The sequence below is a fragment of the Streptomyces fructofermentans genome, assembly GCF_014651055.1.
Taxonomy (GTDB): Bacteria; Actinomycetota; Actinomycetes; order Streptomycetales; family Streptomycetaceae; genus Streptomyces; species Streptomyces fructofermentans.
Window position 1 is genome coordinate 18,225 of the sequence record NZ_BMWD01000050.1, and the last position, 11,465, is coordinate 29,689.

The 11,465-nt window shown below is 74.4% G+C and carries 8 protein-coding genes and 1 tRNA gene; 1 reads left to right on the forward strand and 8 read right to left on the reverse strand.

The window, feature by feature from the left end; translation table 11 throughout:
• Window positions 1–105: 105 nt before the first annotated feature.
• Window positions 106–1,569: an MFS transporter gene (locus IE265_RS36750; protein WP_190040138.1), complete on the reverse strand. Its 1,464-nt coding sequence runs from the start codon at window positions 1,567–1,569 to the stop codon at window positions 106–108.
• A 229-nt stretch (window positions 1,570–1,798) separates the two neighbouring features.
• Here IE265_RS36750 and IE265_RS36755 point away from each other — a divergent pair.
• Window positions 1,799–1,870: transfer RNA gene (locus IE265_RS36755), tRNA-Cys, on the forward strand.
• A gap of 104 nt (window positions 1,871–1,974) precedes the next feature.
• Here IE265_RS36755 and IE265_RS39185 read toward each other — a convergent pair.
• The 7 genes from IE265_RS39185 to IE265_RS36790 form a co-directional block, all read right to left on the reverse strand.
• Window positions 1,975–2,739: an SUKH-4 family immunity protein gene (locus IE265_RS39185; protein ID WP_190040139.1), complete on the reverse strand. Its 765-nt coding sequence runs from the start codon at window positions 2,737–2,739 to the stop codon at window positions 1,975–1,977.
• 306 nt (window positions 2,740–3,045) lie between these two features.
• A complete protein-coding gene (locus IE265_RS36765) occupies window positions 3,046–5,355 on the reverse strand; it encodes a xanthine dehydrogenase family protein molybdopterin-binding subunit (protein WP_190040140.1) in 2,310 nt (769 codons plus the stop codon).
• The gene (locus IE265_RS36770) at window positions 5,352–6,764 is read right to left on the reverse strand and encodes a 2Fe-2S iron-sulfur cluster-binding protein (RefSeq protein WP_190040141.1); all 1,413 of its coding nucleotides are present in this window, start codon (window positions 6,762–6,764) and stop codon (window positions 5,352–5,354) included. The genes IE265_RS36765 and IE265_RS36770 overlap by 4 nt, the downstream gene beginning before the upstream one ends.
• Complete coding sequence (locus IE265_RS36775; protein WP_190040142.1) at window positions 6,761–7,654, reverse strand: FAD binding domain-containing protein; 894 nt, start codon at window positions 7,652–7,654, stop codon at window positions 6,761–6,763. The genes IE265_RS36770 and IE265_RS36775 overlap by 4 nt, the downstream gene beginning before the upstream one ends.
• A 281-nt stretch (window positions 7,655–7,935) precedes the next feature.
• The gene (locus tag IE265_RS36780; protein WP_190040144.1) at window positions 7,936–9,567 is read right to left on the reverse strand and encodes a beta-N-acetylhexosaminidase; all 1,632 of its coding nucleotides are present in this window, start codon (window positions 9,565–9,567) and stop codon (window positions 7,936–7,938) included.
• Between the two features lie 34 nt (window positions 9,568–9,601).
• Window positions 9,602–10,486 carry a carbohydrate ABC transporter permease gene (locus IE265_RS36785; protein ID WP_373303111.1) on the reverse strand — a complete coding sequence of 295 codons (885 nt, stop codon included), beginning with the start codon at window positions 10,484–10,486 and terminating at the stop codon, window positions 9,602–9,604.
• Window positions 10,487–10,491: 5 nt separating this feature from the next.
• Window positions 10,492–11,465: carbohydrate ABC transporter permease (locus IE265_RS36790; protein WP_229916944.1), on the reverse strand; the 974-nt coding region annotated here is incomplete at its 5' end.

The following is an 11,465-nucleotide window of genomic DNA, read 5'->3' on the forward strand; positions in this document are numbered from 1 at the left end:
GGGTGAGGCTAGAGCCCGGCGCCGGTGGGCCCCACCTCCTTTTCGACGGCCGCTCGCGGGGCCGGGCGGTCGCCGCCGGCAGGGGTGGTGTTCCGGAGGGGACGCTCAGCGTTCGCGGAGCCGGGTGGTCACCCAGGCCCCGACCAGTGCCACGCCCGCCATCGGCAGGAACACCGCGGCGAAGGCGGCGGGATGGCCGCCCGACGCCTGCGTGGCCGCGTGCGCGACCGTGCCGCCGCCCAGGGCCGCGAAGGCCGCGCCGCCGGCGGCGAGCAGCAGGACGTTGGAGAGGCCGTCGGAGATCTGGAGCGCGGCGGAGTTGCTGCCCGCCTCCTCGGGGGCCGAGAGCTTGAGCAGCAGGACGCTGGTCGAGGAGATCACCAGGCCCATGCCGAAGCAGCCGAAGGCCCAGGCCACCGCCACCGTCCAGACCGGGACGCCGTCGATCAGCACACTCGGCGCGGCCGCGATGGCTGCCGCGGTCAGCACCATGCCGAGCAGCGTCAGCCGGTCCCGGTACGGTTCCACGCGCGGCCTGGACTGCACGAAGGACCCCAGCGCCCAGGTGCCGCCGCCGGCCGCCAGCGAGAACCCGGCGAGCGTCGGCGACAGGCCGCGCTCGGTGACCAGCATCAGCGGCACGAAGGACTCCGCCGCGATGAAGGACCCGGCCGCGATGCCCCGCAGCAGCACCACGGAGGGCAGCCCGCGCGCCGCCCGGTAGGTCCCCTTCGGCAGCAGCCCGAGCATCGCCGGGACCAGCAGCACGGCCCCGGCCGCGGCGGCGACGGCGGACAGCCCTCGGGCTCCGTCGCCGGAGGCGGACTGGGCCGCGTACTGGAGCAGCGCGGCGCCCGCGGAGATGCCGAACGCCAGCCGGATGCGTCGCCGGTCGAAGGGCGCGGCGACGGAGCCCGCCGGGCCGGACGCCCGCCGCCGGATCTGCGGCAGGGCCAGAGCGAGCGGCAGGAGGACGAGCACGGGTATCCCGAGGAACACCCAGCGCCAGCCGATGTGCTCGGTGACGGCGCCCGCGGCGAGCGGTCCGACGACGGAAGGGATCACCCAGCTCGCGGCGAACGCCGCCATGATCGACGGTCGCAGCCGTTCGGGGTAGGCCCGGCCCACGACCACGTACAGCGCGACGATCACCAGTCCGCCGCCGAGTCCCTGCACGGCCCGCCCCAGGATGAACAGCCACATCGCGCCCGCCGTGCCGGAGAGCAGCAGGCCCGCCGCGAAGGCCCCGATGCCTGCCGTGAGGGAGCCCAGCGGGCCCGCGCGGTCCGACCACTGGCCGGCCAGCACCATTCCGAACAGGCTGGTCGTGAAGTACCCCGAGAACGCGAACGCGTACATCGCGACACCGTCGAGTTCCCTGGCCGCCACGGGCATCGCCGTACCCACCGCCGTCGCCTCGAAGGCGATCAGCAGCACGACGGACACGATGCCGATGCTGAGCGCCCGGTGGGAACGGCCCAGGACGCCGTCCCTCGGCGCGGGCTCCACGGGCGGGGTTGCGGCAGGGGTGTCCGCGACGCCGGTGTCACGGGGTTCCAGGGTGGTCATGACGGTCAGCGTAAGGGCCGTACCTGCTGTTGGCCCCTGTCGGGAGGAGGGGCCCGACCGGGACCTTGGTCGTACGACCCCTCCCGCGGGCCGGTTCGTGAACGGCGTGTGGCAGTCGTATTGCGGCCCCCGGCGGGGTCTTGAGCACCCCCGGCACGGCGCCCTACGGTCGACGTATCGAGTTCGGACCGGCCGCTTCGGCACCAGCGGAGCATGTCGGCCCCGACCCGGCCGTGTGCCCGAGAGGCTCAGGGACTCGCCTGCAAAGCGAGGTACGTGGGTTCGAATCCCGCCACGGCCTCAGTTCCGGTCCAGGGCCGGCCGCCTCCGGGCGGTCGGCCCTGGACCGCGTCCGCGGCCGTCACGCCCGCGCGCGTACCCGCCACCCCGTCACGCCCGCCCCCGTCAGCGTCCGCTGCGTGGCCGTGGCGGGCGGACCGGCAGGGAGGCGTGGATCGCCCGCTGCCGCTTCAGCAGCCACAGGGTGGCGGCCAGGACCGAGACGTCCCCGCCGAGGGCGTGCAGGGCCGCCTCGGGCTCGCTCCAGGCGAGGACGGCGCCCGTCGCGCCGTCGACCACCAGGCCGGTCGCCGGGGCGAGGTGGCCCAGCCGTATCAGGTGGTCCGCGTCGGCGGGCAGTTCGCCGGAGCCGGGCGTGCCGGGCTGCTCGTCCGCGTGGAACTCGGCGAGGGTCGGCAGCGGCACGTCCGTGTCCAGCCGGAACGGGAAGGCGTCCTCGGGCAGACCGCTCTCCCGCAGGAAGCGACGGGTCGGCTCATGCGTGAGAACCGCCGGGAAGTCGACGTCCTCGAAACGCGCGACCCGGCCCCTGCCGAACTCCCGGTCCAGCAGCCGCGCGGGCACGCGCAGGGTCAGCTCCCCCTCGGCGGACTGCGCCGCTGTCGGGGCCGCTGTCGGGGCCGGCGGCCGGATCGGCTCCGGCGCCCCGCGGAACGGCGAGGCGCCGCCCGTCACCGCCTCGAACAGGGCGAGCAGCGCGGAGAGGCGCCGCGGGCCGTGCGCGCGCGGTGCCTCGAAGGGCGTCGGCGCGCTGCCCGGAGCAGCCCGGGAACCCGCACGCGCGTGCCGCGTCGCCGCGCTGCCGACGCGTGCCCATGGGGCGTGCTCGGTCCTGGTGAGCGTCCCGCCACCGGTGTCGGTCGTGATCATCGTGCCCCCGCGCGTGAATGTCCGCAGCCCCCCGGCAGGACCGGGCCGCACGGACACCGCACACGTCGGCGCCCCGCCGCCCGGCGGTCCTCCCCCACTGCCGAGCACACTACGCGGCACCACTGACAACGCCCCGGGGGAGCCGCGTGCCGGGGTGAGGGCCGAGGTCGTCGGCCGCGCGGCCGCGGGCACCGCCCCGCCGCACCCCTCGTCGGCCCCTCGAAGGCCTTCGAAAGCCCTCGAAGCCCCCTCGAAGTCCCACGAAGGCAGCCCCCGAACGGGGGGACTCCCCCGCGGACGGCTACGTCACTGCGCCGCGGTCACCACGGCCGCCTGGGGCCGTATGGGCAGCCGGTTCACCGGACGCCCGGTCGCGGCGCGCACGGCCGAGGCGATCGCGGCCGGGGAGGTGACCACCGGCACGGCGCTGGCCGCCTTCGCCCCGAACGGCGCGACGACGTCGCGTTCCTCGACGAGCTTGACGATGCGGATGTCCGGCGCGTCCAGGGCGGTCGGCAGCGAGTACCCCGTGAGGTCGGGGTGGCGCACCAGACCGCGCGCGGTGCGCAGGTTCTCCGTGAGGGCGATCCCGACGCCCTGCGTGACACCGGCCTCGATCCGCGCGGCGAGCTGCGCCGGGTTCAGCACCCGGCCCACGTCCTGCGCGAGGGCCAGCTCCACGACCCGTACGGAACCGAGCTCGACGTCCACGTCGACGACCGCGCGGATCGCGCAGAAGGCGAGTCCGACGAAGGCGTCGCCCTGGCCGTCGCCGTCCAGCGGCTCGGTGGGGTGCGGCCGGCACTGCGCGGTCGCCCACAGCTCCTTGCCGTCCATCGCCTCGGTGACGGTCGTGGACAGCACGCCGTCGTACGAGGTGATCTTGCCGTCGGTGATCTGGAGGAGCTCGGTGGACATCCCGAACTTGTGCGCCAGGGGCTGGAGGAGCTGCGTACGGACCATCTTCGCGGCCCGTTCCACCGCCCCGCCGGACACCCAGGTGTGGCGGCCCCGGCAGCCGGGGCCCGCGGGCGGCTGGTCGGTGTCCACGGAGGCGACGTGGACCTCTTCGAGGCCGAGCGTCTCCTGGACGATCTGGCGGGCCAGCGTGGCGAAGCCCTGGCCGGTCTCGACCGCGGCGCAGAGCACCGTGGCGACACCGTCGTGGACCTTCACGGTGGCCGTCGAGACCTCGTCCGCGCCCTCCGCGCCGAGCATGTGGACCATGCCCAGGGCGTAGCCGACGCCGCGCCGTACGGCTCCGGGCTCGCCGGCGCCCTCGGGGCCGCCCGGCAGCAGCCACTCGTCCTCGGGGGTGTCCTTGGGCAGGGCGGGCAGCGGGAAGTCCTGCACGGCCTGGAGGAGTTCGGCCACCGGCGCCGGGCACGTCACCGTCTGCCCGGTGGGCAGCACGTCACCGGTGGCGAGCACGTTGCGCAGCCGCAGTTCGGCCGGGTCGACGCCCAGCTTCTTCGCGAGCTTGTCCATCTGCGCCTCGTAGGCGGCGCACACCTGCATGGCGCCCTCGCCGCGCACGTGCCCGGAGGGCGGGTTGTTGGTGCGGACGACCCAGCCCTCGATGAACGCGTTCGGTACGACGTAGGGGCCGCAGGCGAAGGAGACGGCGGCGGCCAGGGCGTCGGACGAGGTGTCGGCGTAGGCGCCCGAGTCGAGCAGGATCTGCGCCTCGACCTTCACGAGCCTGCCCTCGGCGTCCGCGTGGTGGCGGTACCGCAGCAGCGTCGGGTGCCGGTGGACGTGCCCGAGGAAGGACTCTTCGCGCGTCGCGGTGAGCTTGACCGGGCATCCCGTGGTGAGGGCGAGCAGTCCGAGCGGGAGCTGGAAGCCCTGGTCCTCGCGGTCGGCGGTGGCGCCGGGCACACCGGTGACGACGACCTTGACGCGCTCCGGCTCCAGGCCGTAGCAGGCGGCCGCCGCGTCGCGGTCGGCGTGCGGGTCGGTGGACGCCACGTACAGCTCGACCCCGCCGTCGGGGCGGGGCACGGCGAGGCCGGCCTCCGCGCCGATCGGGGCCGGGTCCTGGCGGCCGATGCGGTACAGGCCCTCGACCACGATGTCGCCGACCGCGTCCGGGTCGCCGTGGCGCAGCGGGATGTGGCGGATGAGGTTGCCGTCGGGGTGCAGGGGCTCGGCCTCGAAGGCCTGCTCCGGGTCGGTGACCGGTTCGAGGACCTCGTACTCGACGATGACGGCGGCCGCGGCCATCCGCGCGGTGTCGGGGTGGTCGGCGGCGACGGCCGCGATGGGCTCCCCGTGGTGGCGCACGGTCTCGGCGGCGAAGACGGGCCGGTCGGGCCTGCCGCGGCCGTGCAGCGCCTTGCCGGGCACGTCCTCGTGTGTGATGACGGCCCGTACGCCGGGCATCTCGCGCGCGTGGCTGGTGTCGATCGACAGGATGCGCGCGTGCGGGTGCGGCGAGCGCAGCACGGCGGCCCAGAGCAGGCCCTCGGCCCAGAGGTCCGCCGCGTACGGGAAGGTGCCCTCGGTCTTGGCGCGCGCCTCGGCGGCCGGCAGGGACACCCCGAGTCCGTGCGGCAGGGGCTCCGGCAGGGTGCCGGGCTCCGCGCCCGTCGCGGTCACGGTCTCGTTGCTCACGCCTGGCCTCCGTCCGGGCCGTACTGCTCGTAGCGCTGCGCGGGGTCGAACGCGGACGGGTTCACGCCGCCGCCGCCCGGACCCGCCTGGTGCGGGATGCGGGCCTCGTCGGCGTCGGACTCGGCGGCCGCGTGGGCGTCGCGCTCGGCGACGACCTCGCGCACAGCGTCCAGGACGCCCCGGTAGCCGGAGCAGCGGCACAGGTTGCCGCACAGCGCCTGGCGGGTCTCCAGCTCGGTGGGCGCCGGGTTGCCCTCCAGGAGGTCGTGCACGGTCATCGCCATGCCCGGGACGCAGAACCCGCACTGCACGGCACCGCACTTGGCGAGTGCCCGCTGGACGTCGGAGGGCTGCCCGTCGGCGGCCAGGCCCTCGACGGTGCGCACCTCGCTGCCCGCGGCGGTCACGGCGGGCACCAGGCAGGACGCCACCAGCCGTCCGTCGACCTGCACGTTGCAGGCTCCGCACTCGCCCTGCGAGCAGCCGTCCTTGGCGCCCGCGAGGCCGAGCCGCTCGCGCAGGACGTAGAGCAGGGACTCGCCGATCCAGGCGTCGGTCACGGGCCGGTCGGCGCCGTTGACCCGCAGGACGTACGAGGCCAAGGGGTGGTCGTCGTGCGGGGCCGCGCCGGGGTCGTCGGCCTGCGCCGCGGTCGCGGGGGCCTCGTCGCCGCCCTCCCGCGGGCCGTCCGCGTCCTCGCCCGCGGGGGCGTCGGCCCGCTCGCCGGCGGGCTCCGCCGGGCCGTGGGCCGCCGGTCCGCCGTGTTCGGGGCCTGCGGGGGCGCCGGACTCCTCCGGGGGCTGCTGTCCGGGGGCGGGGTCCTGGGCCCAGGGCTCGTCGGCCCAGGGCGCGGCGCCGCCGCCGGGCAGGGTCGCGGGCGGGGCCGCGCCCCACTGCTCGGCCAGCGCGGAGGTGCTGAACTCGCCGGACTCGTCGGGCAGGTCGCCGCCGGCGACGGGGATGGACCACTGTCCGGTCACGTCCTGGCCGGAGGGGTCCCGGCCGTCCCCGGGCGGGGGCTGCTCGAAGGTCCACTGCCCGGTCGAGCCGGGGTTGTACGTGAAGGCGTCCTGGGCGGCCCCCGGGTGCTCCTCGGGCCGCGCGTTCGGGTCGGGCCAGCCGGTGTCCTGCCGGCCGTCCGCGCCGGAGGGCCGGCCGGCGCCGTCGGAGACTCCGGCGGGCATGGTCCAGGAGCCGGTGGACGCCGGGTCGGTGCCCGCGTTCGTGGTGGGCGCGACCGTTATCTGCGGCGGCACGTAGCCGTGTCCGGGCGCGGCCAGCAGGGCGTCGATACCGCCCTCGGGCAGCTTGACGAACGCGGTCGCGCCGTCGTCGTAGTCGCCCTGGGGCAGCGGGTCCCAGCGCCCGCCTCCCTGGGGGGGACGGTCGTCGTGCTGGTCGTCGGTCACGTCAGTGCCCTCCCCAGTGCTCGTCGGGCCAGCGCGGCGACGGTGCGCCGCAGGTGCAGTACGGCGGGCGGCAGCTGCGGCACGGAGCCGTCCTCGGCCGGGGCCGGGTCGGGGATGCAGGCCGCGGCGACGTACTCGCCGAAGGCGTTGAGGGCCTCGGGGACGATCGCGCGGTTGTTGTCCCAGTCGATCAGCGAGGCGACCCACTGCTCGGCGTCCAGGGGCCGCAGCGGCATCGGCGCTATGGCGCCGACGGCACACCGCACCCCGCGCCTGGCGGGGTCGAGGACGAGCGCCACGGAGGCGATGGCACGGCCGGGGCCGGTCCGTCCGGTGGCCTTGAGGAAGACCTGCGGAGCGTGCAGCAGCGGCACGCGCACGAACCCGATGAGCTCGCCACCGCGCATCATCTCCACACCCGCGAGCAGGTGCGAGACGGGGATCTCGCGGCGGGCGCCGCCGGGGCCCGCGATGATCAGCGTGGCCTCCAGGGCGGCGAGCACCGGGAGCGCGTCGCCCGTCGGGGAGGCGGTGGCGATGTTGCCCCCGAGGGTGCCCGCGTTGCGGATCTGCGGGGGTCCGGCGGCCCTGGCGGCGGCCGCGAGGGCCGGGATGAGGGCCGCGAAGTCGGGTCGTCCCATGCGGGCATGGGTGAGTCCGGCGCCGAGCAGCGCGTGGCCGTCCTGGTACTGCCAGCCGCGGATCTCGCTGATCCGGCCGAGGCCGACGAGTGCCGCCGGCCGCAGCTGCCCGGAGTTGACGGCGGCCATGAGGTCGGTGCCGCCCGCCACGGGAACGGCGGCGGGCATGCCTGCGAGAGTCTCCACTGCCTCGTCCAGCGAGGAGGGCAGCGTGACGGCCTGCGCCGCCTGCGGTGCGTGCGTGGTCAAACCGGCTGCCCCTTCCCGCTGCCCCACCTGGTCCCACCTGTGTTGCCGTACGGTACGTGCTGACAGGGCGGACGTGGCAACTCTGGCACATCTTCCCCGCCCCCCGACGCGGGGGTCCGCTAGGAGGCATTCCTACCCGCCACCAGCGGATGGTCCGGTTTCGTACGACTTCGCCCTCGGCGCCGACCGAGGTCCTTCGACGCCTTCCGGGGGCTTTCGTCACCCGGGGAGGGCCACGGTCCCAGTGCGACGGCCGCGGGCGACACCCCCGGGCGGCTCCCTCACACGTTCGGGGGTGCCCCGTCGATCGGGCGTCCGAGCACTCCGGGGCGACGCTGCCAGGGCAGGGGCCCGGTGGGCGGCCGGTAGGCGACTCCGAGGGCGTCGAGGCGCGCGTAATGGGCCGTCATCCGGCGCTCGAAGCCGGCGAAGTCGCGTTCCGCCGGGGCGGGCAGGTCGCTCCAGGCGACCTCGGCGAAGGCCGCGAGCCGCGGGAACGCCTGGTAGTCCACGCGTGCCCGGTCCTCCATCACCTCGGTCCACAGGTTGGCCTGGGCGCCCAGCACGTGCCGGGCCTGATCGGGGGTCAGCCCGGGCGGTACGGGCTCGAAGCGGTAGACGTCCTCCAGGGTGCGCACGTAGCCGATGGGCACCGGCTCGTCGGGGCCGCCGTCCTGACGGTGGTCCAGGTAGACCTGCTGCTCGGGGCACATGACGACGTCGTGGCCCGCCCGCGCGGCGGCGATGCCGCCGCGGTAGCCGCGCCAGGAGGAGACGGCGGCGCCCTCGGCGAGTCCGCCCTCCAGGATCTCGTCCCAGCCGATGAGCCGGCGTCCGCGCGCGGTCAGCCAGGTGTCGAAGTGCCGGACGAACCACGACTGGAGTCCGTCCTCGTCCGCGAGCCCCAGTTCCGCGATCCGCGCCTGCGCCGCCGGGGACGCCTTCCACTGGTCCTTGGCGCACTCGTCGCCGCCGACGTGGACGAACTCCGAGGGGAACAGGCCGAGGACTTCCTCGAAGACGCCCTCGTAGAACCGCAGTACGTGGTCCGTGGGGGCCAGTACGTTGCGGGAGATCCCCCAGGTGTCCCAGACGGAGAGCGCGCCGGTGTCGACGACATCCGTGTTGCCGAGTTCCGGATAGGCGGCGACTGCGGCCTGCGAGTGGCCCGGCACGTCGATTTCGGGGACGACGGTGATATGCCGTTCGGCCGCGTAGGCGACGATCTCGCGGATGTCGTCCTGCGTGTAGAAGCCGCCGTGCGGCCTGTCGTCCCAGAGGGGCGAGGCGCGGTGGCCGAATTTCGTGCGCGCCCGCCACGACCCGGTCCCGGTGAGCTCCGGATACCGCAGGATCTCGACGCGCCAGCCCTGGTCGTCGGTGAGATGGAAGTGGAAGACGTTCAGCTTGTGCGCGGCCATCAGGTCGAGATGGCGCAGGATGCCGTCCTTGGGCATGAAGTGCCGTGCCACGTCGAGCATGACGCCGCGCCATCCGAAGCGCGGGGCGTCCTCGATGGTCCCGGAGGGGATTTCGCGGGCGGCGGCGGGCCGTACGGGGGCCCGGCGGAAGGCGTCGGGGCCGAGGAGCTGACGCAGTGTCTGGGCGCCCCAGAAAACCCCGGCGGGGCCGCCGCCGCGAATCTCCGCGCCCCGCCCCTCGGCCACGTCGATTCGGTACGCCTCGGGGGCCAGGGTGCCGTCGACGCGCAGTTCCACGGAGTTCCGCGCGTGTTCCGGTCCGGGCCGCAGCGCAATTCCCAGGGCCGCGCCCAGGGTCGTGCGCAGCCAGCGTTCGGTGGTGCCCGTGCCGGGGCCCGCCCACAGGGTCGTGCCGGCGTCGAGCGGGAATCCGCCCCGCGGCGGGCCCGGGGGCACCCTGGTCGCGGCGGGTGCCGGGACCAGGTCGGTCATCGGGTTCGCGCCGGTCGGCGTCGGGTCGTTCACGTCAGTCCTTCACCGCGCCGCCCAGTCCGGAGACCAGCCGCCGCTGCACGAGTACGAAGAAGATCAGAACAGGGATCGTCATCACCGTGGACGCGGCCATCACCCCGCCCCAGTCGGGCTCGTCGGGCTTGAAGAAGACGAGCAGGGCCATCGGCAGGGTGGACTGCGAGGTGTCGCTGATGATGAACGACTTGGCGAACAGGAAGTCGTTCCAGGCGGAGATGAACGAGAACACGCTCGTTGCGACCAGGCCCGGCAGCACCAGCGGGAAAAGGATCTGCCACAGAAACCGCGTCCGGCTCGCCCCGTCGATGTACGCGGCCTCCTCCAGGGCTTCCGGAACGGCCTTCACGAACCCGCGCAGCATCCAGATCGCGAAGGGCAGCGAGAAGGCGATGTGCGGCAGGATCAGCGCGCTCAGGGTGTTGAGCAGGCCGAGGTCCCTCATCTGGAAGAAGAGGGGGATCGTGAGGGCCTCGACGGGCACGGTCTGGGCGATCAGGAACATGATCAGCAGGGTGGTGCGGAACCGGAAGCGGAATCGGGTGACGGCGGTCGCCGCGAGAAACGCGATGAGTGCCGAGGCGGCGACGACGGTGCCCGCGACGACGAGGCTGTTGAGGAAGTAGCGGCCGAATTCCTGCTGCCCGAAGACGCGGCGGAAGGATTCCAGCGTGGGTGCGGAGGTCCAGGGCCGCGGCTCGGCCGACTCGATCTCCCCGGCGGGTTTGAAGGCGCTCAGCACCATCCAGTAGAGGGGGAATGCGACGACGGCGGCGATCAGCACAGTGGAGGCCTCCGCGGCCAGCCGCCATGGCCTCGGCACGGAACGGCGTACGAAATCACGCGCGAATCCCCTGGATTTCGCGGGAGTTGCAGAATCCACCGAACTCACAGCTCCTCACCCTGCCTTCGCAGCAGCCGCAGATGGACGAGCGTGGCCGCCAGCAGGATCAGCAGCATCACCACTCCGATCGCCGAGCCGAGGCCGTACTGCGAGGACGCGAAGGCCTTCTGGTACGCGTACACGTTCAGCACGAGGTTCTGCCCGGCGATGCCGCCGCCGCCCGTCATGACGTAGATCTGCGTGAAGACCTTGAAGTCCCAGATGACCGACTGGACGGTGACGACCACGAGGATCGGGCGGAGCATCGGGGCCAGCACCGACCGCCAGATCCGCCACTGCGAGGCACCGTCCAGGGACGCGGCCTCCAGCACCTCGCCCGGTACGGCCCGGATGCCCGCGTAGACCGTGACCATGACGAACGGGAAGGAGCACCAGACCACTTCGAGCAGGACGAGGGCGAAGGCGCTGTACCGGCCGTACGTCCACGAGTGGTCGCCGAGCCCGAGGATCCGGTTGACCGGCCCGAAGTCGGGGTCGAACAGGAGCAGCCACACCGTCGACCCGGTGACGGCGGGCGTCGCCCAGGCCCCGAGCGCGGCCAGCATCAGCGCGAGTCTCGGCAGGGCCCGCACACGCGTCAGCAGCACGGCGAGCGCGCAGCCGACCGCGAGGGTCGACAGGACGCAGGCCGCGGCGAACACCACGGTGGCCAGCAGCACGCTCCAGAACTGCTCGTCGCCGAACAGCGTCGCGTAGTTCCCCAGGCCCCGGAAGGACGTCGGTTCCCCGCCGCTGACCTGGGCCTGCGTGTAGTGGAGGAACGAGATCAGGCCGAGCTGGTACACGGGGTAGACCAGCAGCCCGCCGAGGACGGCGAGCGCCGGGGCGAGATACAGCCACGGCGTCCGGCCGCCCCGGGCGAGCGGCGACCGGCCGGCCGCGGAACCGCCCGGGCGCCGGGGCGCGGCGGGGCGGCCACCGGTGGCGGGCGTCGCGCGCGCGTCCGTGCCCGCGGCCC

What these genes read in the sequence shown, in the direction of transcription:
- IE265_RS36750 (WP_190040138.1), bottom strand. Translation starts at nt 1,569, where the DNA reads ATGACCACCCTGGAACCCCGTGACACCGGCGTCGCGGACACCCCTGCC.
- IE265_RS36780 (WP_190040144.1), bottom strand. Translation starts at nt 9,567, where the DNA reads ATGACCGACCTGGTCCCGGCACCCGCCGCGACCAGGGTGCCCCCGGGC.
- IE265_RS39185 (WP_190040139.1), bottom strand. Translation starts at nt 2,739, where the DNA reads ATGATCACGACCGACACCGGTGGCGGGACGCTCACCAGGACCGAGCAC.